This window comes from Paraburkholderia phenoliruptrix (assembly GCF_019511605.1).
Taxonomy (GTDB): domain Bacteria; phylum Pseudomonadota; class Gammaproteobacteria; order Burkholderiales; family Burkholderiaceae; genus Paraburkholderia; species Paraburkholderia phenoliruptrix_A.
The window spans coordinates 261,656-283,568 of the sequence record NZ_JAEUAV010000005.1 but is presented as its reverse complement, the minus strand read 5'-3'; the positions used below and the strand labels follow the sequence as shown (position 1 = coordinate 283,568).

Here is a 21,913-nt window from a genome sequence, read left to right as displayed (position 1 = left end):
CATGCGGGTGCCGCCTTATGCATTGCTTGGCGTTGCGATTGTGGCCGAAGTCATCGCGACTTCCGCGATGCGCGCGTCGGACGGTTTCTCGCGGCTCGTGCCTTCGGCAGTGGTGGTGCTCGGCTATGCCGTCGCTTTTTACTGCCTGTCGCTGACGTTGCGCACTCTTCCGGTCGGCATCGTCTACGCAGTGTGGTCGGGCGCCGGCATTGTGCTGATCACGCTGGTCGCGCTGCTGCTGTACGGGCAGGTGCCCGACGTGCCGGCCGTCGTCGGCCTCGGGCTGATCATTGCTGGCGTCACCGTGCTGAACGTCTTCTCGAAGATGCAGGCGCATTAGAACGCGCACGAGGTGCGTTGCGCGAGGCGCGGGCTGTCACGGCTGCACGGGGCGACCCGCGCTCGGCGCTTTAAGGGCGCTTACTTGCAACGCACGATCATCGAGCGATTCTTCACGTTGGCCGATACGACGTTCGTCACGCTGCCGCCGGCGGTGCCGCCTTCGTCATTGTCTTTCGACACGATGTCATAGCCCGTCGCGCCGCACGCCTTGCCCGCCTGCACATAGCACGAGGCCCAGCTCGAATCGGCGCCGGCTCCGCTGCAGTTCACCGCGAAGCCTGTCTGGCCGTTCGGCAGATTGATCAACGACGTGGTGTTGGACGACGCGCAGCCGGCGACGCCCGCACCCACGAGGAGCGCGGCCGGCAAAGCGGCCAGCAACCTGGCCAATAAGGTGGCCGACGGCGTGGCCAACAACCTGGCCAACAACGTGGCCAACAACGTGGCCGACGGCGGCGTGTGGCGCAGCAGCGTCCGCGCGAAGCCACGGTGACCATGGCTGGTGCGCAGCAATTGCGTCATGAAATGCATCGTGTCTGTTTCCTTTGATGATCGGCGCTTGCGACGCTCGCAAGCTCAAGGTGTTTCGATAGTGATGCCCGCGGCGCTGACCGCCCGGCGGCTTTCCGTGCCGCTTTCAGTGGCCGCGTCTTCCCAGATGCTGATGGCTTTGGCAATGTCGATGCCGTGACTTTCGGCATACGCGAACCATCGGTTGGCCGCATCCGGCTCGGGCAGTTCGTGGTCGTGCAGAAAATATTTTCCCATATTGCGCTCTCTGGACTCGAAACGGCGCCAGTGCCTGAGCACGGAGTATGCCGGACGAATGTGTTCGACCGACGCTGGGCGTGGAAGTGCGGGGCAGGCGAACGGCGCGGTGAAACCGGGCGAATGCACGACAGGCGCAGGTCGAGTGCGGACGCACAGAACTAATTGGCTTGCCGCGCGCCTTAACTGAATTAATGCAACGAGGAGAACGAACATGGCTGAGCGGGTCAGCGGCCCTTATCGCGGCTATTACATCAGCGCCGCGGCGCGCCTCGTGCCGGCAAGCGACACGCACGGCGCGCCTGGCAATTACGTCGGTTCCGTGAGTCTCGCCGAGCTTGGCCCCGACGATCCGCACCGGATGGAAACCTTGCTCGACCTCGGCGCAGAGCAGCGCTTCAGCGACGAGAAGGAGGCGCTCGCGTTTGTCGAACAGGCCGCGCGCGATTACGTCGACCGGCTGCTGGGGAGCGGCTCTTGACGGCACGCGACGCACGGGCAGGCGTAGACGCAGGCGCGGAGGCGGAAAAGCAGATGCGGGGGCACCCCGCATGGGCAGACGCGAGCGCAGGCGTAAGGACAGCCGGAGGAGCCGAAGCCGGGGCAAGGCAGGAGCAAGGCAAGGCGATGCAAGCGCAGAGGCACGCAAGCGCAAGGGCAGAGGCGGGCAAGCGCAAGGACAGCCGCAACCTCTGGCCCATTCCAACGATCCCGACGCCCCGGGCGCCGCGGCGGCGGGGTGGACCGCGGTCCGGCCCCGCGAGTACCATATTCGGGTCGTCCGGGGCCAGCCGGTTTTGCGTGGCTCCGGTTCTATACCGGATACTTCTGATGAGGCGGCTATGGAAATCAGGTTTCCCGCGGGCGCGCCAGCCTACCGCGACTCCAATCTGACCGTTGTCTTTTCGGCGTTAGTGGACGGCGAGCCCGTTCCCTGCGCGATCTCCGTCGAGGCGCTCGAAGACCACTTCGGCGCCAGTTCGGAAGACAAAGAAGCGTGGATGCGAGCGTTCGACGCAGGACGTCCGCGCATCGAGGCGGTCGCGCGCGAACATCTGCAGATCAGCAACGGCACGCCTGTGCTGCTGAAAAGCGGTCACTTCCCGCCGGGAAACGCCGCGGGCTGAGCTCAACAGAGCGCGCGGCGCCTTGCATGGGGCCGGCGGCCGTTGGCTGCGTCGGAGAAACACGCCCACGCACGAGGCACGTGATAACGTTGTGGTTCCCATGACTCTGCGCCGCCGCGCGTCGTTTTCCATGTCCCTTTCCGCCTCGCCCGCAGCCAGCGACGAAGTCGCGACCTACGTAGCCAACCGAATTGGCTTTATCGAGCTCGAAAGACCGCAGGCGCTCAACGCGCTGTCCATCGGCATGATCCGCGCAATGCACGCCGCGCTCGACGCGTGGTCCGCCAACCCGGACGTGCTCGCGGTCGTGGTGCGCAGCCAGCATCCGCGGGCGTTCTGCGCGGGCGGCGACATCCGTTTCCTGTACGAGTCGGCGCGGCGCGGCGACCAGCAGGCTCGCGATGAGTTTTTCATCGAGGAATACCGCCTCAATCATGCAATTTTCACGTATCCCAAGCCGTACATCGCGTTGATGAACGGCGTGGTGATGGGCGGCGGCATGGGCATTTCGCTGGGCGCGCATCGCACCGGCGGGCTGCGGGTGGTCACGCAGTCCACGAAAATGGCCATGCCTGAAACGCGCATCGGGCTCTTTCCCGATGTCGGCGCAAGCTGGTTCCTCGCGCGCACGCCGGGCGCGATCGGCCGTTATCTGGCGGTGACGGGCGAAACGATCGGCGCGGCCGACGCGCTATACGCCGGTCTCGCCGACCTCTACATCGAAGATGCCGCGTTGCCGGCGCTTATCGACACGCTGCGCTGCGAACTGTTCGAGCGCGGCGCGGACGTGGTCGCATGCGTCGAGCGCGAATGCCGTGCGTATCAGGTCGCACCGCCGCCCGGCGAAGCGCCGCTCGCTCGTGCGCGAGCGCTGATCGACCGGCATTTCGCACTGCCGGACGTGCCGCGCATTCTCGCTTCGCTCGCGCAGAAGTGCGACCGGGACGCCGCCGACTGGGCCGAGCAGACAATCGCCGTGTTGCGCGAGCGCTCGCCGCTTTCGATGGCGGTATCGCTCGAGGTGGTGACGCGCGCGGAAGGCTCGATGGCGGACGTGCTGCGCGGCGATCTGGATCTCACGCGTTCCAGCTTTTTGCACGGCGACGCGGTGGAAGGCATCCGCGCGCGTATCGTCGATAAGGACAACGCGCCGCGCTGGCGTTTTGCGCGCATTGAAGACGTGAGTGCCGCCGACGTGGCGAAGATGTTCGAAAGCCCGTGGCTGGCGAGCGAGCATCCGCTGCTCGACTTGGGCAATTAGCCACGCAGTTGGCCGCGCAGCCGGCCGCAGTTAGCCAGGCAATCAGCTCTGCAGTTTGCCCGGCAATTGGTCCGGCAGTTGGCCCTGCACTTGGCCGCTCGCCGGGGCGGCGTTGCCCGGGTTCAATCCCCGTCTTCGTTCGCCATGAAGGCGCGCATGAAGACGAGCGCGCCCCAACCCCACATGGCGTTCGCCGCAAAACCCATCGCAAGGCGCGGCAGCATGTTGCCGCTTGGCCAGATGCCGCGAATCGGATCGACCACGAAGACGCTTGCCGCCGTGAGCACAATGCCGCCGAATACGAAAGCCGGCAGCCACGGCGCGCGCCGCTCCGGCGCGACGCGCAGCAGCCATGCCATCAGCACGGCCCAGAACGCACTCCAGATCGCATTGGCAATGAACTCGGGCAGACCGAGCGGCAGGAACGGGGCAGTGGAAAAACCGCTTTGCTCGACGACGCCCGCTGCATGCAGCAACGCGAGCGTGGAATCATGAAAGAACAGCGATGCCAGGAAACCGGCTACAAACGGCAGGATGAGTTTTTGCATGCATTGCACCGCCAGGGCACAGGCGCGTGACTTGCAATGCCTGCACCGGATGATTGGAAACGTGCGCCATTATATCCAGCGCTAACGGCTTTTCCGCTGCCTGTCGAGTCGTGTTCGTATGCTGTAGCGTCGGGCTAATCACGCAAGTGGAAAACCTAAGCTCAAAAAAATCGTTCAAAAGCCGCACCCCCGTCCATAGACTGTTTCTCCATGCAAACGGTGCGTCGCATCGTTGCGCTTAGCGTCGACACCGCAACCTTCCGTCCTTTCGCGATGCGCCGCCGGTTCGTCACCGAAGACCGGCCGGATGCGCGCGGCCGGCGTGTGCATACGGTGCGTACGGTGTGCGTACGGTCTGCGTGAGCGCGCGGCGACATCTGCAATGCGCCTGCCTCGCGCCGGCAGGCGCGGCGGGCGCTGTCCTGACCCAATCCAGTTCTGCCTTAAGCGGGGAGCAGCAAATGAATGTGTTCTGGTTCATTCCGACTCACGGCGACAGCCGTTATCTCGGTACGTCGCAAGGCGCGCGCGCGGCCGACTACGACTATTTCCAGCAGATCGCGGTGGCCGCCGATACGCTCGGCTACGAAGGCGTGCTGCTGCCCACCGGCCGTTCATGCGAAGACGCGTGGGTGGTCGCCTCGAGTCTGATTGCCGCGACCAAACGCCTGAAGTTTCTGGTCGCGATCCGGCCGGGCCTCTCGTCGCCGGGGCAGGCTGCACGCATGGCCGCGACGTTCGACCGTCTGTCGAACGGGCGCCTGCTGATCAACGTGGTGACGGGCGGCGACGCGGCCGAGCTCGAAGGCGACGGCGTATTCGTCGACCACGACACGCGCTACGAAATCACCGACGACTTCCTGCACATCTGGCGCAAGCTGCTCACGGCCGCGCATACCAACGACGCAATCGACTTCGACGGCAAGCATCTGAAGTCGAAGGGCGGCAAGGCGTTGTATCCGCCTGTGCAGAAGCCGCATCCGCCGCTGTGGTTCGGCGGTTCGTCGCCGGCCGCGCATGCGATCGCGGGCGAGCATATCGACACGTATCTCACATGGGGCGAGCCGCCGACGGCGGTCGCGAAGAAAATCGCCGACATTCGCGCCCGCGCTGCCGAGCATGGCAGGACGGTGCGCTTCGGCATTCGCCTGCATGTGATCGTGCGCGAGACGGAAGAAGAAGCATGGGCCGCCGCCGACAAGCTGATCAGCAAGCTCGACGACGAGACCATTGCGCGCGCGCAGGCGTCGTTCGGGAAGATGGACTCCGAGGGCCAGCGCCGTATGGCCGCGCTGCACGGCGGCAGGCGCGGGAGCCGCGCCGAACTGGAGGTCTATCCGAACCTGTGGGCGGGCGTCGGCCTCGTGCGCGGCGGTGCGGGTACCGCACTCGTCGGTAATCCTGAGCAAGTGGCGGCGCGCATGAAGGAATATGCCGAGCTCGGGATCGAGACGTTCATTCTGTCCGGCTATCCGCATCTGGAAGAGTCGTATCGGTTCGCGGAACTCGTGTTCCCGTTGCTGCCGAATCGCCGGAGCAAGGTTTCGGAAGGGCCGCTGTCCGGACCGTTCGGCGAGATCGTCGGCAATCACTATCTGCCGAAGGCTGCAAGCGCGAGCTGAGCGCAGTCCGTCTGGTTCCGGCACCTTCGATACTCAATCAGGAAAGTCATCATGGCTCAATCCACCGTGAGTGCGCAGCGCGACGAAGTGGTGCGCGACAGCGCGGCGTTCGGCTGCGTGCGCGCGTCGGCGTTCGGCTCGTTGCGGCGGATCGGCGCCTCGCTGGCGCCTTGGGTCGCGCCGCTTCTGGTCCTGCTCGCCTGGGAAGCCGCCGCGCGCAGCGGCGTGCTTTCCACCCGCGTGTTGCCCGAACCGCTTGCTGTCGTGAAGGCGGCGTGGTCGCTGATCCAGTCCGGCGAAATGTGGGCGGACGTGAAGGTCAGCACATGGCGCGCCGTGTCCGGTTTTGCGATAGGCGGCGGCATGGGGCTCGTGCTCGGGCTCGCGACCGGGCTCTTCAAACCGGCAGAGATCGCGCTCGATTCGACCGTGCAGATGATCCGCAATATTCCCGCGCTCGCGATGATCCCGCTGGTCATCTTGTGGTTCGGCATCGAGGAGCAGGCCAAGGTGTTCCTCGTCGCGCTCGGTGTGTTTTTCCCGCTTTACGTGAACACCTTCCACGGCATCCGTTCGGTCGATCCGAACCTGATCGAGATGGCGCGCAGCTACGGCGTGAAGGGTTTCGCGCTGTACCGCCATGTGATTCTGCCGGGCGCGTTGCCGTCCATTCTGGTCGGCGTGCGCTTTGCGCTGGGCTTGATGTGGGTGACGCTGATCGTCGCCGAGACCATTTCGGCGCAATCGGGCATCGGCTACATGACGATGAACGCGCGCGAGTTCCTGCAAACCGATGTCGTGGTGGTCGGCATTCTGCTTTACGCCGCGCTCGGCAAGATCGCCGACGTGCTGGCAAAGAGTCTGGAGCGCGTGTCGCTGCGCTGGCACCCGGCCTATCAACGTGGAGGTAACGCATGAGCGCAACGACACTCTCGGCGTCGTTCGGCGGCATCGCGGGCAGCGATCTTGAGGTGGAACTGGCGCAGGCGCGCGTCGTGGATCGCGATGCGGATCTGGCCGCGGATGTTGAGGAGCGCGATGGCACGCTGAGGCGGGTGCGGGTCGAGCGGCGGGGCACAGAGGCGGTGGGCGCGGCGGCGCGCAATGGCACGGAGGAGGTAAGGAGTGGCGCTGGAGGCGGACACGGCGCACGCAGGTCAGCCGACTCAGCCGACTACTCAGTGAAGTTGCGCAGCGTCGGCAAGCAGTATGGCGAACGCAAGGTTCTGACGGACTTCGATCTGTCCATCGAGCGCGGCAGTTTCGTCGCGATCGTCGGCCGCAGCGGTTGCGGGAAGTCGACGTTGCTGCGGCTCGTCGCCGGACTCGAGCAGGCCACGACGGGCGTGCTCGAGAAGCGCGCCGAAGACGGCCGGCCGCTCGATACGCGAATCATGTTCCAGGACGCGCGGCTGCTGCCGTGGAAGACCGTGCTGCAGAACGTCATGCTCGGCCTGCCGCGCAGCGCTCGCGACGACGCCCGCGCGGTGCTCGCCGAAGTCGGTCTGCTGGAGCGCGCCAACGACTGGCCCGCCCGGCTTTCCGGCGGGCAGCGTCAGCGGGTGGCGTTGGCGCGGGCGCTCGTGCATCGTCCGCAGTTGCTGTTGCTCGACGAGCCGCTCGGCGCGCTCGACGCGTTGACACGCATCGAAATGCACACGCTGATCGAGCGCCTGTGGCGCGAGCACCGGTTCACCGCATTGCTCGTCACACACGACGTGCACGAAGCCGTGGCGCTGGGCGATCGCATTCTGCTGATCGAAGAAGGGCGCATCGCGCTCGATCAGCCGGTACCGCTCGAGCGTCCGCGAGCACGTGCGTCGGCGGGCTTCGCCGCGCTCGAAGAGCATGTGCTGCGGCGCGTGCTGAAGAATGCGCCGAACGACGACCCATGGTCGCACGAGTCTCACGGCGCGCAAGACGCACGCACCACGCGCGACGCAGCCGGCAGCGGCCCATTCAGGCGGCCCACGGAGGTCCGCTGGGCCGTCTGACATTCCTTGACTGACTCAACTCAATCGCTTTTCTGGAGCCACTCGCAATGAGCATTTCCGCCATCAACGTACGCAATCAGTTCAAAGGCAAGGTCAAGGAAATCATCCGCGGACCCGTCGTGTCCGAAGTGGATGTCGACACCGCGTTCGGCATCGTGACCTCGGTCATCACCACACGCTCCATTGACGAACTCGAGCTGCAGGTGGGCTCCGAAGTCGTGGCGCTCGTCAAGTCCACGGAGGTTTCGATCGCGCGCCTGTAAGCGCTGCGCTACTTTGCGTTCGCGCCGCTCGCGGGCGGCTCATGCATCATTTTGTCGTTTGTCGGTTTGCGCGGACGCTTGATCGGCATGTTGTCCGGATTGCTCGCGCCGGTCGCACTGGAGGCCGACTCCGGCGGCTTGACCATTGACGACGCAGCGTCCGCGGGTTGCGCGGCCTGCGCGGCTAGCACGGCTTGCGTCGTGTGCTTCGGCGCGGCCATGTCCGTTCCGGCCCATGCCGCCGTTCCGCTTGCGCCTGCCGCCAGCAGCGCCGCGGCTGCGCCCAGCGCAGCCATAGTGCTTCGCTTCATCTCGTTCTCCTTTTGCGTGCCCCGCGTTCGCGCGGGTTGCATGAGGCTTCCCGGTAGACCCGCTGCTTGCGCGAAAATTCACGCGTAAGCCATTCGCGCGTGACGATCCGCCGCCGCGACCACATCCGCTGTCGAAACTTGCTAGGATGAATTTGTCATCGACGCAGAGCGGAGACCATCATGTCCAAGTCACTGAGTCCCGAAGCGATAGAAGCGTTGCGGCGCCTGAACGATGTAGGTGTCGGGCAGCCGGCGCCGAAGTTTCCGCAGTCCGTGACCGCGCAACTGCTGGCCTGCGGCCTCGTCGCCGAAGCGAATGGCGACGAGGTCGAAATCACCTGCAGCGGCAGGCAATACCTTTCAGGCGATTGCGACTGAACCCGCCGCAGGGCGTCTCACGCGATGTCCGGTTGCGACGCGCAGGAAACAGGTAGCCGGTCGGCGGCCGAGCCGTCACGCGCAAAGCCAAAGCTGGCGCGGCGGGCGGCGTTTGCGCGGGGCAGGTTGCATCGCGAGCCGCGAGTCGGCCAAAGCAAGGAGGGGAAAATGGAGCCGAAGGGCCTCGACATGGGCGACTACCAGGAGCGCTATCTGGACTACGACATCGAGGTCGCGGTCGAGCAGGTGCTTACCGGCGTCAAGGCGCATTTCCGGGTACTGCGCGAGAACGCGGTGGTGGTCGACTGGCGGCTCGTGCACATCGACAGTCTTTGGCCGACCGAGCATGCTGCCGCCGAGGCCGGCTTTCGCGCCGCGCGCGAGGTGATCGATGCCGGTCTTGCCATGTAAGGGCGCAGCGCGCGCCTCGGCTGCCGTTGTCCGCCGCCGCTAACGACTGACTAACGACGCACTAACGACGCAGGTAAACGAAACTGGGCGCCGCACCGGAATCCGGTTAGGCGCCCAGTTCGCATGCTGCCCTGGCGGGCAGCATGGTCGACGGCGAATGCTTAGTGGCCGAAGAACACCGATTGCGGACCGGAAACCGGCTCGCGGGTGCCCGATTGCGACGACACGTTGTTCACGCCGCCGTAAGCGTTGGCTTCGGCGTTAGCACGCTCAGCCGCGACGGTTTGCGCGTTCTGGCCTTGTTGCGAAGCCGGTGCGCCGACGGACGGGCGATAGAACGGTGCCGGGCCATAGCCGCTTGCAAAAGCCGGTGCGGCGACGGAAGCGGAAACTGCGACGAGCAGGGCGGCGATAAACTTGGTCTTCATGATGTACCTCCAGATATTCGATTTTCAGGGTGGCGTTGCAGAGACCGGTGGGTGTGTCTGCAACGTCGATGGAAGGCAGTGTATACCCCTACTATTGAAAATTTGTACCGATAATCTGAAATTACTGTTCTCGTTCCTGAAATAATGGGTCTAGGCCTTGTCTGGCGCGGGTTTGGAGTGGTTCGACCCTGCTTTTGTGCGGCGCAAGCCGCTTTATAGCCCTGATCGGCGCAGGGGATCGTCGGTCCGCACAGGCAGATCAGCGGGGGCAACGCTCGGGCTGAGCCGGATCCGGCATTGCGGTAAAATCGCGGTTTCGATTCAAGCCGTTTGGCCACCCATGTCTGCACCTCTGCCTGCCAGTCCGCGGCGCGTCAGCGTCGCACCCATGATGGACTGGACCGATCGCCATTGCCGCTCGCTCCATCGCATGATTTCGCGCCATACGTGGCTTTACACGGAAATGGTGACGACCGGTGCGCTGCTGCACGGCGACGTGCCGCGTCACCTCGCGTTCACGCCGGACGAGGCGCCCGTCGCGCTACAACTCGGCGGCAGCGAGCCAGACGATCTCGCGCGCTCGGCGAAGCTTGGCGAGCAGTGGGGTTACGACGAAATCAATCTGAATTGCGGCTGCCCGTCGGAGCGCGTGCAGCGCGGCGCGTTCGGTGCATGTCTGATGAACGAGCCGCAACTCGTTGCCGATTGCGTGAAGGCGATGCGCGACGCCGTTGGCGTGCCGGTAACGGTCAAGCACCGGATCGGCGTGGATGCGGTCGAGGAGTACAGCTTCGTGCGCGACTTCGTCGGCACCATTGCAGAGGCCGGCTGCGAGGTCTTCATCGTGCATGCGCGCAATGCGATTCTCAAAGGCTTGAGCCCGAAAGAGAATCGCGAGATTCCGCCGCTCAAGTACGACTACGCGTACCGGTTGAAGCGCGACTTTCCGCAACTGGAGATCATCATCAACGGCGGCATCAAGACGCTCGACGAAGTAGAGGCGCATCTGCAGCATGTGGATGGCGTGATGCTCGGCCGTGAGGCTTATCACAACCCGTATCTGCTCGCCGATGTCGACGCGCGCTTCTACGGTTCGGCCGAGGCGCCCCTCACGCGCGAGCAGGTGGAAGCGAAGCTGATCGAATACTGTGGCGTGGAGATGGCGCGCGGCACGTATCTCGGCTCGATCACGCGTCACGCGCTTGGCCTTTATCGCGGCGAAGCCGGTGCGCGCGGCTGGCGGCGTGTGCTGTCCGACAGCAAACGTCTCGCTGCTCGCGACCTCGCGATCTTCGACGAGGCGCGACAACATCTGCGTGAGCCGGCCGAGATTTTTGAATAAAGGACTAGGCAAACGGCGTTCGTGTTCGTATAATCTCGTTTCTTCGTTGGCACGCCGGGTTTTCAAGCTGTTTTGCGCAGTTATTTGAGCAGTTTTCGGCGAGTCAAAGCAGATATCAGTGGTGGCTGTAGCTCAGTTGGTAGAGTCCAGGATTGTGATTCCTGTTGTCGTGGGTTCGAGCCCCATCAGCCACCCCAAAGAATTCAGCGGTAAATCAAAGTCTTAAACGACGGCACTGTGAAAAACACAGTGCCGTTTTTGTTTGTGCTTCCCGCGAAAATTCCCATTTTGGGAAGCGAGCGGCGCCCCTCGCTCGTACGTCAAAGCACCTAGTCCTGTGCATCCGTGCAGTTGCAGTGCACGACGCTTTACGTTCTTGGAGCGGTCATAAACGCGCGCCGTCGTCGCCGGGTTCGCGTGTAGGTCAAGCAGTGCGCCGCGCGTCGCTTTGTGCTGCGTCACGTAGTAGGTCCGCGCTCTCCTCGCCACCCGTCTGGGAGTGGCAGATGACTAACGACCTCGTTAAACGCCTGCGCGGATGGGCCTCGTCCATTGCGACGCATGAATATGATGGGGAAGCTGCGCCGGACCTATCAGGTCTTGGGCAGGTTCTCACTGACCTTGTGCGGCAGCGTGAACAGGTGCGTCAGGACGAGCTCCGCAAAAAGCCGAAGCTCTTCAACTGACCCTCTTGATGGCTCTGTGTCTTCGTGCAAGGCGCTGTTTCCCTCGTCGCGTATCTTGTGCGCCCATTTCTGCCAATCTTATGTAATCGGGCCCTTACCCGCCAACTGGTAACCCCTGCCTGCAATCTCAGCGCCGCGAGAAAAGACATAAAAACTCTCGCGCCGAATCTCGCCTTTCCGATCTTCAATCCGCAAATGATAGACGCGCGAATAACCTGCGGTGACCGACTATGTCGGAAATTAGCAGGCGCGCGGGACGTTGCATAGCAGATCTTGCAAGAAATTACCTTGTAATATTGGCGTAGTAGGCTTTTCAGGTGCGCTTGAGAAGTGCGCATTTAGAGGGAATAACGGTCAACATTTCAATAATGAAAAACCCCGAGAGAGGCCATACAACATGCATAATCTCAATTGGAAGAATGAAACTGACTTCGAGATGGGCGGGTACATTTTGCGCATGCATTATGAGCACGGTGGCAGCAAGATAAGATCTGAGGGGAATGAGTTCCTTCTAATGAAGGCAAAAAATTTTCTCGGACACTACACATCGCTTCGTCCGGAAGATTGCAGAAAAGTGCTTGAGTTGGGTGTTTATCAGGGCGGCTCATTTGTCTTTCTGGATCAACTTCTTAACCCCGAAAAAATCTCCGCGTTGGAGTTGTCCGCGACGCCGATCCCTGCGTTGGATCAGTATGTCGAGAAGAATTCCGCCCGCGCGAAGATTTACTACGGCACGTCGCAGGACGATGTATCGAAGCTCCGCCAGATCGTCGATGAAGATTTTGGTGGTGAACTGGACCTCGTGGTAGACGACGCTTCCCACTTTTACGAGCAAACGAAGACGTCGTTTAAGACACTTTTTCCCCTGCTTCGCCCCGGCGGTCTGTACATCATTGAAGATTGGAACTGGGCGTTTCAAGACGCGTTTCAATCGCCTGATAACGGCTGGTTTGGAGTCCCATCTCCGGCGAATCTGATGATAGAACTGCTGGAGGAAATGACTCGTAACGGCATGATTTCCGGTATAGAGGTCCATCGGGAATTGTGGAAAATTCGTCGGTCGACCGTTGAACGCGGCGAGATCTTTACTTCACAGGGACGCAGAGGAAGATCCATCGGGCTGCTGTAAGCAAGCGTCCCAGTCAAAACTGGGACTTTTTTATATCAGCGCCAAATTGTGACGAGGGCCGCAACGTCGTCGTCTCGCATAGGAGGGTGCGGACCAGATCCCGGCTGATTGCGGCCACAGACGCTTTCGCTAGCGAGCCAATACTATGTGTTCATTGGACAAAATGAAACCTCTCGCGGGGGCAGGCATGCAAGTGTGCGAAATCTGGCTCAGCTATTAGTCCGGAAGAGCGCTTCCCGCAGCCTGACGATGCCAATGCGCCGCGCGCCGAACGAGCGGCAAAAGGCTCTCTGAAAGCGGCGCTGTGACCAATCACAACGCCGCCAATTTTTGCCCTTTCTTTCCCCCGAACCCGTTCGACGTCCATATCAATGGCTGCGTCCTCCGCCGTGCCAACCGCCGCCGCTCCACGAACTGCCGCCTCGCGATCCGCCATAGCCGCCGCCGTGCCAGTTACCGCCGTGGCCGCCATGCCAACCGCCGCCGCGCCAGTGGTCGCCGCCGTAGCAGCAGCGCCCACCCCAGCCGCTCCAGATGCCGACCGTGCCGTACACCGGTGCATACGGTGCGCCGTACGCATAGCCGTAGCCGGGGTAATAGGGTTGTGCGTAGCCATAGTCATACGCCGGCGCAACAGCGCATCCGCCAACGGCTGCCGTCAGGATCAGCAATGCCACCGATGCAAAGAGCCTGCCCACGATCGTCTCCCCGTCCTCATATAAGAATGAGAAAGGTCGCGCGCGAAGGAGTTCAGCGATATTTGTGTCCGTGCGTTACCGCCCGTGGCTGCGCTGTCGCTGGGCTCTCTTGGGCCGCATTGTCACGCCGCTACATGCGCAGATGGCTGCCGCCGCGAGCAATGTCGACTGTGCACCAAGTGATAACAGTGGGTTGATTTCCGGGCCGCGTCACGATGCGGCGCGAGCAATCGTCATCCGGCAGAAGACGAGCCTTGGCGTTGCCGCAAAGGCTCGATCAGCGACGACAAACCGTTGTGATCGATCTCGTGCATCAGCGCGAGCAGCCGACCGATCTCGCCCGGTGGAAAGCCCTGACTCGCGAACCAGTTCAGGTAATGGCCGGGCACATCCGCAATGAGGCGGCCTTTGTACTTGCCGAAGGGCATCGTGCGCGTGACTAGCAGTTCGAGCTGTTCGGAATTCACCAGGTTGAGCGACGCGATAAAGGTTTGAGTGGAGCGTCCTCGGACGCCAGCTAGCACGGCATTCTAGCCTCGCTGCAGGCATCGCGCCGGCGTGGTAACGTCAGCGGTTTATGTTCATACAACGATAGGACAGCTTCCATGGAATACCGCAGACTCGGCGATTCGAATGTGCAGGTCAGCCTGATCGGGCTCGGCACCATGACGTGGGGCGAGCAGAACAGCGAGCAGGAGGCGCACGCGCAGATCGACTACGCACTCGATCACGGCGTCAACCTGATCGACACCGCGGAGATGTACCCGGTCCCGCCGCGCGCGGAGACGCAGGGTTCGACCGAGCGTTTCATCGGCACATGGCTCGCGCAGCATCGCAGCGCGCGCGAGAAGATCGTGCTGGCCACCAAGATCGCCGGGCCCGCGCGTCAGCCGCACAACCCACGCCATATCCGCGGCGAAACCAACCAGTTCGACCGCAAGAATCTCACCGAGGCGCTCGACGGCAGCCTCAAGCGTCTGCAAACGGATTACGTCGATCTCTACCAACTGCACTGGCCGGACCGCAACACGATGACATTCGGCCGCCCGGCATATCCGTGGGTCGACGACGAATACACGGTGCCGATCGAAGAAACGCTCTCCGTGCTCGGCGATTTCGTGAAGGCGGGCAAGGTGCGCCATGTGGGCGTCTCGAACGAAACGCCGTGGGGCGTCGCGCAGTTTCTGCGTGCGTCGGAGAAGCTCGGCTTGCCGCGCATCGTCAGTATCCAGAACCCGTACAGTCTGCTCAATCGCACTTACGAAGCGGGGCTCTCGGAGTTCGCGCATCGCGACAACATCGGGCTGCTCGCGTATTCGCCGCTCGCGTTCGGCTGGTTGACGGGCAAGTACGAGGGCGGGGCGCGGCCGGCCGGCGCGCGCATTTCCCTGTTCGAGCGCTTTCAGCGCTACAGCAAGCCGCAAGCGATTGCGGCCACTTCGCGCTACGTCGAACTGGCAAAGCGCCACGGACTGTCACCGGCGCAGTTGGCGCTCGCCTTCGTCAATAGCCGGCCGTTCGTGACGAGCAATCTGATCGGCGCAACCTCGCTCGATCAGTTGAAGGAAAACATTGCGAGCGTCGATGTGAAGCTGCCGCAAGACGTGCTCGATGAAATCGACGCACTGCATCAGTTGCAGCCCAACCCTGCGCCTTGAGGCAGCCGCCGAGGTGGACACACGCGGGTGAGACTTGAAGCCAGCGGCTCCCAGTCGACCGCCACGCTCGCCTCAGGGCGCTCCCCAACTCCCACCCGGCCGCCACGACTTGCAACGAAAGGCAAATGTGCCTGTCTGTCGGCAAATCACGACCTAAACTGTGGTGAGCAGGCCGGGCTTCGCCACTCGTCGCGTTCGCGCCGTCGGCGCCGCGCGCTTCATGGCGTTGGCCGGTGCGCGAATGATACGATGCAGCCCAAAAACGGCAGGGCGGCGGCGCGTCCGCCGCGCTGCCCAACACAGCGATAGGACTCAGGACATCGAATGGCGCAACAAAAAACAAACCCAAAACTCGAGCAGGCGCTCACGCGCGGGGACCTTGCGATCCGTCAGGCGAATTCGGCGCGGGCAACCGCGTTGCTGCGCGCGCTGGCCAAAATGATCGTGGATGCGTCGGCGACCATCGGCGTGGAAGCTTTCACGCTGATCCCGGACGGCGACAAAATCTACGATCCCGCTGACGGTCTTTGGCCGCAAGAGCTGCAGATCTCGCTCGATGGTCCGGTGGAAGACGCCGATCCGGACGAGATCCGGACCGTGCGCCTGATCGCGGACGACCCAGGCACGGTGTTCCGCGTCGAATGGCAGCGGGCAGACGGCAAGATCGGGCGACACGAAGGCGGTCCGTTCGCGACGGTCGCGTTCATCTCGGACGTCGACATTCCCTGGACCGACGACGAGGACTGAGCGAGCGCCGCTCGCACCGCATCGCAAGCGGGCGTTGGCCGCCCCGGTTCGACGCCCGCGAAGACACGGTTTACTTCATCATCCTGCGCCGGAACAGCACGGCGGAAACGAGAAAACCGCCTACTGCATAAGCCGCCAGTACGAGGACATGCGCGGCGGCGTTCTCCAGCGGCCGCGCCAGCATCGCCGGCCGGATCAGATCGACGGCGTGTGCCAGAGGCAGCACCTGCGCTGCGCCGCGTGCGGCGGCAGGCAACTGCGAGATCGGAAAGAACACGCCGGAGAGCAGCAGCATCGGCGTCAACACCAGCGTCTGATAAAACATGAAAAAGTCGTACGACGGCGCGAGCGCGGTCACGACCATCGCGACGCTGGCAAATGCAAGCCCCGTCAGCACGATGACGGGCAGCGCCAGCAGCATCGACGGGAAACTGGCGTAGCCGAGCGCGCCCGCCACCAGCATGATCGCCGCCCCCGACAGCACCGATTTGCTGGCCGCCCAGATCACTTCGCCAAGCACTATGTCGCCAAGCGTCAACGGCGTGTGCATGATGGCTTCCCACGTGCGCTGCACGTGCATGCGCGAGAAACCGGAATACATGGACTCGAAGCTCGCCGACATCATCACGCTCGAAGCCACCGTGCCCGCGGCGAGAAACGCGATATACGACACACCGTCGACGCGGCCGACCATCAGTCCCAGGCCGAAGCCGAGGCCGAACAGATAGATCATCGGGTCGGCGAGATTGCCGAACATTGAGGCCAGCGCCAGCTTCTTCCACACGAGATAGTTGCGGCGCCACACCGCGATCCAGTTGACGGCGTTCGCGGGCAGGGCGGCGAGCGGCGCCTGCGCGGGCGGCGCGGCTTCGTTGCTTCGGTAGGTGCGTGCGTCCATTGCGGGTCTCGTGCGGCGTTTGGGGCGGTGTCTGGGGCGGCGTTTGCAGCGGCGTTTGGGCGATGTTCTGAGGCGATGTCCCGTGCGATGTGTGCGGCGGTCTTCAGCGTGGCAGTCGTGTGGCGTTTCGCATGGCGCTCGCGTGCTGTTTGCTGCACCCGCCGCGCTAGCGCCGGGCGCGCTCAGTCCTGCATCTCCCGTCCCGTCAACCGCAGGAACACATCCTCCAGGTTCGCCGGCCGGTGCAAATAGCGCAAATCCGTGCGCTGCTTGAGCCGGGCGTGCACCGGTGCAGCGTCGTTCACATAGCAGAAAAGCGTTTCGCCGCTGATCTCGGTCCGCTGCGCAAGCGGCGCGAGTTCGTCGCGCAACGCGAGCGGATCGGGGCCGAAGATCTCGATCACATCGCAGCCGATTTCCGATTCGATCAGCTCGCGCGGCGCGCCTTCCGCGATCTTGCGTCCTTCCTCGATCACGCACAGCCGGTCGCACAGCCGCTCGGCTTCCTCCATGAAATGGGTAGTCAGCAGGATCGTTTTGCCGCGCCCGAGCAGCGAACGCAGGCGCTCCCAGATCAGGTGCCGCGCCTGTGGATCCAGGCCGGTAGTAGGCTCGTCCATGATCAGCACGTCGGGATCGTTGACGAGCGCGCGGGCGAGCGTGAGGCGCCGCTTCATGCCGCCCGACAGCTCGCTCACGCGCGCGTCGGCTTTGCTTTCCAGACGTGCGAATTCGAGCAGCGACGGCACCATCGCGCGGCATTGCGCGCCGCTTAAGCCGAAGTACCGCCCGAACACCAGCAGGTTCTCGCGGACGGTGAAGTCGGGATCGAGGTTGTCGAACTGCGGCACCACGCCGACGCGTGCCCGCGCGAGCCGCGCCCGGCCGGGAATCGGCTCGCCGCACAGATGGATCGCACCGGCGTCGGGCGCGGCGATGCCGAGCAGCATGCGCAACGTGGTGGTCTTGCCCGCTCCGTTCGGTCCGAGCAGCCCGAAACATTCGCCGGTTTCGACATGAAACGAAAGGCCGTCGACAACTTTCTTTTCGCCGTAGCTTTTTTGAACCTGTTGAAACTGGATGGCGGTGTCAGGCATGGATGAAATCGGGGCTCCGGAAAAGTCGCGAATGACCGGGAAGGCTGCTCATTCTAGGCCATCGGCCACCCATTGTTGGCCTCCGGCTGTGCAGCCGGGCGGCTTCTTGCACCGCCGCATGGGCGGAGCCGACGCTGCCGCCGTCGCCCGGGCCCTGCATGCACAAGGCAGGGGCGAAGCTGATTAGCACTTAGCGTTTTCCATCCCTTGCAAGCTGAATTGCGGCGCACCATGATTGACTTAGACCGCGCTTGTGCGGAAAGGGGAAAACGATGGCGAGCTACCAGAAAATCCTGCTGTGCTACGACGGCTCGCGTGAAGGCCGCAAAGCGCTACGTTGCGGCGCCGATCTTGCGCTGGATCTCAAGGCGGACACGCATTTGCTCTCGGTCGTGGACATGCGTTCGAGCATTGCGCAAAGCGCGGGCCTGCTGACCGACGTCGCGTGCGGCAGTTTCGAAAAGACCGCGCGGGACATTCTTCAAGAAGGCGTGGACTGGCTGACCGCGCGCGGCGTGAAGGCGCAGGGGCACTTTGCGTTCGGCCATCCGATCGACGAGATCGCCAATCTGGCCAACGAACTGCATGTGGACCTCGTGGTGGTCGGCCACCGTTGCCGCACCGGGCTGTCCCGATGGTGGATGGGTGCCGGCAATACGCCGCTGCTCGACCGCGTGTCGTGCAGCATTCTGGTCGCGTGTTCGTCCGCGCAGGAGCAGCAGCAAGAGGCGGCCTGAGCGAGCATTGCGGCGCCGGGAATCACGCGAAGGGCCGCGCTCGCGCTCACTCGTTGAGGTTGACCGCGGCCAGTTTCCACGTGAACAGGCCCTCGCGCATGAAGATCGCGGAGTAACGCGCGTCGCCGGCGCCGTGCTGATAGGTGACGGCGAACTCGTTGAGGCCGCGGTAGCCGGCCGTGGTCTGCGGAGGCTGTGGCGGCGCGGCGTTGCGGCCTGCATTGCTCGCGACTGCTGGGTTCCCGCTGTTGCCTGCACTCTGATCCGCACGGTCAGACGTGCCGGGCGTTGCCGATGCAGGGCCGTTTGCGGCGGCCGGGTTCTGCGCAGCCGGCCGCTCGCCGGGTTCACCGCGTGGCGGGATGCCGTTCAGCAACGCGGCCACGCCGTCGGGCGTCGCATACGCGTCGACCAGCGGACCAATCAACGCGACCCCGATCATCGCGCCAATCGCGGCCAACGGATTACCGCTTCCATGCGAGTCGAGCCGCCGCGTCAACAGACCCGTGACCTGCTGCTTCAGGCTTTCGCGCAACGCGGGGAAATCGACGTATTGATTGACGGTCTGCGCGTCCCGCGCGTCGGCCGCGCGCTTCAGGTTGTTGAGCGCGATATACGGCGACGCATAGGCGAAACCTAAGCCCGCAATCACCACAATAACGATGAGCGTGACAATCAGCGGGCGGGCGCCGCGCTTTGTGCGAGTTGAAACTGCCATTGGCCGGATCTCTCCATCTAGTGTGGTCCCAGAGTGGACCGGCGTGGCGCTGAAACGATCCCCTCCGGTGCGGCTGGCAATGCGATGAACCGTTCGATAAGCGTCGCCGCAGTAAGCGTTTCAGCGGCTCGAGCGCGACGTTGCCGACTCCGCTTCTCTCACCGGCAAACGCCTCAAGCCTCGAACACCGCGCCGTGAACGTTGGTTTCTTCGGCGATGCAACGGTCGATCATTCTGCACACCGCGTCTACGGTGCCGACCATGATGAGCCGCGACGGCCCATGATAGACCCGCACCGGCGCGCGGCGCGCGGGCTCCGCCATATTGAGCCCCGAATTGAGCGACACGCGTGCAAACGCAGGCAAGGACGACGGCAGTGAGGACGACATTGAGGACGACAGCGCGGCATGCACGCCGGGGCCGCTTGCTGGCGAATCGAACAGCGAGGCCGTGGTAGCCGAGGATGCTTCGATCAGTGAGCAAGGCACCAGCTTGCGCAGGTGGCGCAGACGGCCGAACTGGCGAAACGGCAACAGGCGGGCAAGGCGTTCCATGAGGCTCTCCGGGCGATACAACGTGAATGCTGCGTTAGTCGGTGGCAGGCGAGGGCTGATGTGCAGCAGAACGGCAGAACCGCCAGCCCCGGCGTGCGATCAGAATTCGCCGGGGCGAATCAGCCCCACGGCAATGCCTTCCAGCGCGAAGTCCGCACTGCCTGTCTCGACGAAGATGTTCTCGTAATCGGGGTTCTCGGCAATCAGCTCGATACCGTTGGGCCGGCGCTTCAAGCGCTTGACTGTGACGTCGTCGCCAAGCCGCGCAATGATGATCTGGCCGTCTTTCGCTTCGCTTCTCTTTTGCACCGCGAGCAGGTCGCCGTCGAAAATGCCTGCGTCGCGCATGGAGAGCCCGCGCACCTTGAGCAGATAGTCGGGCTTGCTCGAGAAGAGCGCGGGGTCGCACGCATAGTGCTGGGCAATATGTTCCTGCGCGAGGATCGGACTACCCGCCGCGACCCGGCCGACGAGCGGCAACGACAACTGCATCAGAGCTGGATGCGGCAGCGTGAACTGGTGCTGCCCGCCGTCCTGGCCGAATTCCGGCGGCGGCACCAGCCGGATGCCGCGCGATGCGCCCGCTGCAAGCTCGATCACACCCTTGCGGGCCAGCGCCCGCAAATGCTCTTCGGCCGAGTTGGCCGAACTGAAGCCGAGCTCGGCGGCAATTTCGGCGCGGGTGGGCGGAAAGCCGGTGCGTTCTATGGCCCGGCGGATCAGATCGAAAACCTGCTGCTGTCGTGCGGTGAGTTTGGTCATGGCGCCACTGTATGGATGAACAGGTGGCTGTATTTTTATACAGTATTCGGCGCAATTCAAGCTTTACTTTAAGTTTGTGCCTGGCCACCACGCTGCAGCGTCGGCGATCGGCGTTTTCACAGCCGTTTTCATGCCGCAACGCCTTGTCCGGCTGTCATTACCACTTTTGCGTATTAAAAAATGAACAAACATTATTTTTAATGATGAAAGCCGTTCGCTAGACTGGCTTCCCAGTCGCGCTCATGTGCACGTGACCCGACCCAAAACTACATCACTCGCTTTGAGCGAACCAATACGCGGAGAACCGGCATGAACCATCGCAACACGGGGCGGGCAAGCAGAACCCGGACACTCATTGCAGCGCTTGCGTTGGGCGCGGCAGCCGCGCTCGGCGCGATCACGCAGGCGCAGGCCGCCGACACGACGCTTCTGAACGTCTCCTACGACCCGACGCGCGAGCTCTACCAGGACGTGAACCAGGCCTTCGGCAAGGAATGGAAGGCGCAGACCGGCGAGAGCGTGACCTTCAAGCAGTCGCACGGCGGCTCGGGCGCGCAGGCTCGCTCGGTGCTGGACGGCCTGCAGGCCGACGTCGTGACGCTCGCGCTCGCCTATGACATCGACGCCCTCGCGAACAAGGGCCTGGTCGACAGGAACTGGCAGAAGCGTCTGCCGGACAACGCGTCGCCGTATACATCGACCATCGTGTTCCTGGTGCGCAAGGGCAATCCCAAGCACATCAAGGACTGGGACGATCTGATCAAGCCGGGCGTGTCGATCGTCACGCCGAATCCGAAGACTTCGGGCGGCGCGCGCTGGAACTATCTCGCCGCGTGGGCGTATGCCGCGCATCAGCCGGGCGGCAACGACCAGAAGGCAAAGGAGTTCGTCGCCAAGCTCTACAAGAATGCCGGCGTGCTCGATTCGGGCGCACGCGGCGCAACTACCAGCTTCGTGCAGCGCGGCATCGGCGACGTGCTGATCGCGTGGGAAAACGAGGCATTCCTGTCGGTCAAGGAATTCGGCACGGACAAGTTCGAGATCGTGGTGCCGTCGGTGAGCATCCTGGCCGAGCCGCCGGTCGCGGTGGTGGACAAGGTGGTCGACCGGCACGGCACGCGCAAGCTCGCCGAGGCTTACCTGGACTTCCTGTACAGCCCGCAGGGCCAGGAGATTGCCGCGAAGAACTTCTACCGTCCGCGCTCGAACAAGGTGCCGGCCGAGCTCACCGCGAAGTTTCCGAAGCTGAAGCTGTACACGGTCGACGACACGTTCGGCGGCTGGACCAATGCGCAGAAAACGCATTTCGCCGACGGGGGAGTGTTCGATTCGATCTACCAGCCGCAGTAACGCTGGCCCTGCCCATGCCCGTGCCGCAGCCGGCGCGGGCAGGGCAATCCGACGCGCGCCTGCGCGTCGTTGCGTAGCGCGCCG

30 protein-coding genes and 1 tRNA gene are annotated in these 21,913 nt (G+C 63.5%); 19 read left to right on the top strand and 12 right to left on the bottom strand.

The genetic code is table 11. From position 1 onward, the window contains the following. Position 1 precedes the first annotated feature (1 nt). A complete protein-coding gene (locus JNB89_RS10415) occupies positions 2-340 on the top strand; it encodes a DMT family transporter (RefSeq protein ID WP_013339042.1) in 339 nt (112 codons plus the stop codon). An 80-nt stretch (positions 341-420) separates the two neighbouring features. Here JNB89_RS10415 and JNB89_RS10410 read toward each other — a convergent pair whose 3' ends face one another. Both JNB89_RS10410 and JNB89_RS10405 read right to left on the bottom strand, forming a co-directional pair. After that, positions 421-873, bottom strand: coding sequence for a hypothetical protein (locus tag JNB89_RS10410; protein WP_220362107.1), 453 nt, complete (start codon positions 871-873; stop codon positions 421-423). A gap of 45 nt (positions 874-918) precedes the next feature. Further along, a complete protein-coding gene (locus JNB89_RS10405) occupies positions 919-1,110 on the bottom strand; it encodes a hypothetical protein (RefSeq protein ID WP_013339044.1) in 192 nt (63 codons plus the stop codon). A gap of 214 nt (positions 1,111-1,324) precedes the next feature. Here JNB89_RS10405 and JNB89_RS10400 point away from each other — a divergent pair, with 214 nt between their 5' ends. The 3 genes from JNB89_RS10400 to JNB89_RS10390 all read left to right on the top strand — a co-directional run bounded on the left by JNB89_RS10400 (position 1,325) and on the right by JNB89_RS10390 (position 3,498). Further along, positions 1,325-1,591: a hypothetical protein gene (locus JNB89_RS10400; protein ID WP_220362106.1), complete on the top strand. Its 267-nt coding sequence runs from the start codon at positions 1,325-1,327 to the stop codon at positions 1,589-1,591. A gap of 361 nt (positions 1,592-1,952) precedes the next feature. Then, positions 1,953-2,237, top strand: coding sequence for a DUF1488 domain-containing protein (locus JNB89_RS10395; protein WP_041727993.1), 285 nt, complete (start codon positions 1,953-1,955; stop codon positions 2,235-2,237). A gap of 130 nt (positions 2,238-2,367) precedes the next feature. Beyond that, the gene (locus JNB89_RS10390; protein WP_220362119.1) at positions 2,368-3,498 is read left to right on the top strand and encodes an enoyl-CoA hydratase/isomerase family protein; all 1,131 of its coding nucleotides are present in this window, start codon (positions 2,368-2,370) and stop codon (positions 3,496-3,498) included. Positions 3,499-3,620: 122 nt separating this feature from the next. Here JNB89_RS10390 and JNB89_RS10385 read toward each other — a convergent pair whose 3' ends face one another. Continuing rightward, entirely contained in the window at positions 3,621-4,046 is a 426-nt protein-coding gene (locus tag JNB89_RS10385) for a hypothetical protein (RefSeq protein WP_013339048.1), read from the bottom strand. 461 nt (positions 4,047-4,507) lie between these two features. On the opposite strand from JNB89_RS10385, the gene ssuD reads away from it, so the two are divergent. From ssuD to JNB89_RS10365, 4 genes are read left to right on the top strand one after another with little or no spacing between them, the layout of a single operon-like run. After that, positions 4,508-5,668: an FMNH2-dependent alkanesulfonate monooxygenase gene (gene ssuD, locus JNB89_RS10380; RefSeq protein ID WP_220362105.1), complete on the top strand. Its 1,161-nt coding sequence runs from the start codon at positions 4,508-4,510 to the stop codon at positions 5,666-5,668. Positions 5,669-5,719: 51 nt separating this feature from the next. Then, on the top strand, positions 5,720-6,586 hold the full coding sequence (gene ssuC, locus JNB89_RS10375; protein ID WP_220362104.1) for an aliphatic sulfonate ABC transporter permease SsuC: 867 nt from the start codon (positions 5,720-5,722) through the stop codon (positions 6,584-6,586). Beyond that, the gene (locus JNB89_RS10370; protein WP_220362103.1) at positions 6,583-7,662 is read left to right on the top strand and encodes an ATP-binding cassette domain-containing protein; all 1,080 of its coding nucleotides are present in this window, start codon (positions 6,583-6,585) and stop codon (positions 7,660-7,662) included. Before ssuC ends, JNB89_RS10370 begins: the two co-directional genes overlap by 4 nt. Positions 7,663-7,709: 47 nt before the next feature. Next, positions 7,710-7,925 carry a TOBE domain-containing protein gene (locus JNB89_RS10365; protein WP_013339052.1) on the top strand — a complete coding sequence of 72 codons (216 nt, stop codon included), beginning with the start codon at positions 7,710-7,712 and terminating at the stop codon, positions 7,923-7,925. 8 nt (positions 7,926-7,933) lie between these two features. Here the strand turns inward: JNB89_RS10365 and JNB89_RS10360 are convergent, their stop codons facing one another. Next, the gene (locus JNB89_RS10360) at positions 7,934-8,236 is read right to left on the bottom strand and encodes a hypothetical protein (RefSeq protein ID WP_220362102.1); all 303 of its coding nucleotides are present in this window, start codon (positions 8,234-8,236) and stop codon (positions 7,934-7,936) included. A gap of 180 nt (positions 8,237-8,416) precedes the next feature. On the opposite strand from JNB89_RS10360, the gene JNB89_RS10355 reads away from it, so the two are divergent. Both JNB89_RS10355 and JNB89_RS10350 read left to right on the top strand, forming a co-directional pair. After that, positions 8,417-8,614, top strand: coding sequence for a hypothetical protein (locus tag JNB89_RS10355; protein ID WP_013339054.1), 198 nt, complete (start codon positions 8,417-8,419; stop codon positions 8,612-8,614). 168 nt (positions 8,615-8,782) lie between these two features. After that, positions 8,783-9,025, top strand: a complete 243-nt coding sequence (locus tag JNB89_RS10350) for a DUF6566 family protein (protein WP_013339055.1) — start codon at positions 8,783-8,785, stop codon at positions 9,023-9,025. 161 nt (positions 9,026-9,186) lie between these two features. Here JNB89_RS10350 and JNB89_RS10345 read toward each other — a convergent pair whose 3' ends face one another. Then, positions 9,187-9,453 carry a hypothetical protein gene (locus JNB89_RS10345; RefSeq protein WP_013339056.1) on the bottom strand — a complete coding sequence of 89 codons (267 nt, stop codon included), beginning with the start codon at positions 9,451-9,453 and terminating at the stop codon, positions 9,187-9,189. A 340-nt stretch (positions 9,454-9,793) separates the two neighbouring features. Here JNB89_RS10345 and dusA point away from each other — a divergent pair, with 340 nt between their 5' ends. The 4 genes from dusA (at position 9,794) to JNB89_RS10325 (ending at position 12,610) form a co-directional block, all read left to right on the top strand. Further along, on the top strand, positions 9,794-10,795 hold the full coding sequence (gene dusA, locus JNB89_RS10340) for a tRNA dihydrouridine(20/20a) synthase DusA (RefSeq protein ID WP_220362101.1): 1,002 nt from the start codon (positions 9,794-9,796) through the stop codon (positions 10,793-10,795). A gap of 121 nt (positions 10,796-10,916) precedes the next feature. Beyond that, positions 10,917-10,992, top strand: a tRNA-His gene (locus JNB89_RS10335). A gap of 309 nt (positions 10,993-11,301) precedes the next feature. After that, positions 11,302-11,481 carry a hypothetical protein gene (locus tag JNB89_RS10330; RefSeq protein WP_220362100.1) on the top strand — a complete coding sequence of 60 codons (180 nt, stop codon included), beginning with the start codon at positions 11,302-11,304 and terminating at the stop codon, positions 11,479-11,481. A 397-nt stretch (positions 11,482-11,878) separates the two neighbouring features. Next, positions 11,879-12,610 (top strand): class I SAM-dependent methyltransferase, encoded by a 732-nt coding sequence (locus JNB89_RS10325; RefSeq protein WP_220362099.1) that lies wholly within the window; start codon positions 11,879-11,881, stop codon positions 12,608-12,610. Between the two features lie 368 nt (positions 12,611-12,978). Here JNB89_RS10325 and JNB89_RS10320 read toward each other — a convergent pair whose 3' ends face one another. Beyond that, positions 12,979-13,308 carry a hypothetical protein gene (locus JNB89_RS10320; RefSeq protein WP_220362098.1) on the bottom strand — a complete coding sequence of 110 codons (330 nt, stop codon included), beginning with the start codon at positions 13,306-13,308 and terminating at the stop codon, positions 12,979-12,981. A 233-nt stretch (positions 13,309-13,541) separates the two neighbouring features. Then, positions 13,542-13,775, bottom strand: a complete 234-nt coding sequence (locus JNB89_RS10315) for a DUF3820 family protein (protein WP_220362118.1) — start codon at positions 13,773-13,775, stop codon at positions 13,542-13,544. A gap of 138 nt (positions 13,776-13,913) precedes the next feature. Between JNB89_RS10315 and JNB89_RS10310 the strand changes: the two genes are divergently transcribed. Together JNB89_RS10310 and JNB89_RS10305 are read left to right on the top strand one after the other, a co-directional pair. Further along, complete coding sequence (locus JNB89_RS10310) at positions 13,914-14,966, top strand: NADP(H)-dependent aldo-keto reductase (protein WP_013339065.1); 1,053 nt, start codon at positions 13,914-13,916, stop codon at positions 14,964-14,966. Positions 14,967-15,290: 324 nt separating this feature from the next. Beyond that, entirely contained in the window at positions 15,291-15,713 is a 423-nt protein-coding gene (locus JNB89_RS10305; protein ID WP_013339066.1) for a hypothetical protein, read from the top strand. Between the two features lie 70 nt (positions 15,714-15,783). On the opposite strand, the gene JNB89_RS10300 is transcribed toward JNB89_RS10305, so the two are convergent. Both JNB89_RS10300 and nodI read right to left on the bottom strand, forming a co-directional pair. After that, positions 15,784-16,611: an ABC transporter permease gene (locus JNB89_RS10300; protein ID WP_220362097.1), complete on the bottom strand. Its 828-nt coding sequence runs from the start codon at positions 16,609-16,611 to the stop codon at positions 15,784-15,786. Positions 16,612-16,793: 182 nt separating this feature from the next. Further along, positions 16,794-17,708: a nodulation factor ABC transporter ATP-binding protein NodI gene (nodI, locus tag JNB89_RS10295; protein WP_013339068.1), complete on the bottom strand. Its 915-nt coding sequence runs from the start codon at positions 17,706-17,708 to the stop codon at positions 16,794-16,796. 272 nt (positions 17,709-17,980) lie between these two features. Here nodI and JNB89_RS10290 point away from each other — a divergent pair, with 272 nt between their 5' ends. Beyond that, complete coding sequence (locus tag JNB89_RS10290) at positions 17,981-18,445, top strand: universal stress protein (RefSeq protein ID WP_013339069.1); 465 nt, start codon at positions 17,981-17,983, stop codon at positions 18,443-18,445. Positions 18,446-18,491: 46 nt separating this feature from the next. Here the strand turns inward: JNB89_RS10290 and JNB89_RS10285 are convergent, their stop codons facing one another. The 3 genes from JNB89_RS10285 to lexA form a co-directional block, all read right to left on the bottom strand. After that, positions 18,492-19,163, bottom strand: coding sequence for a DUF2939 domain-containing protein (locus JNB89_RS10285; protein ID WP_220362096.1), 672 nt, complete (start codon positions 19,161-19,163; stop codon positions 18,492-18,494). A gap of 173 nt (positions 19,164-19,336) precedes the next feature. Next, entirely contained in the window at positions 19,337-19,717 is a 381-nt protein-coding gene (locus JNB89_RS10280; RefSeq protein WP_220362095.1) for a hypothetical protein, read from the bottom strand. 99 nt (positions 19,718-19,816) lie between these two features. Further along, a complete protein-coding gene (gene lexA / locus JNB89_RS10275; RefSeq protein WP_013339072.1) occupies positions 19,817-20,479 on the bottom strand; it encodes a transcriptional repressor LexA in 663 nt (220 codons plus the stop codon). Between the two features lie 11 nt (positions 20,480-20,490). Between lexA and JNB89_RS10270 the strand changes: the two genes are divergently transcribed. After that, positions 20,491-20,700, top strand: coding sequence for a hypothetical protein (locus JNB89_RS10270; RefSeq protein ID WP_135893535.1), 210 nt, complete (start codon positions 20,491-20,493; stop codon positions 20,698-20,700). Positions 20,701-20,788: 88 nt separating this feature from the next. Further along, positions 20,789-21,829: a sulfate ABC transporter substrate-binding protein gene (locus JNB89_RS10265; RefSeq protein WP_135893536.1), complete on the top strand. Its 1,041-nt coding sequence runs from the start codon at positions 20,789-20,791 to the stop codon at positions 21,827-21,829. The last annotated feature ends 84 nt before the right edge of the window (positions 21,830-21,913 follow it).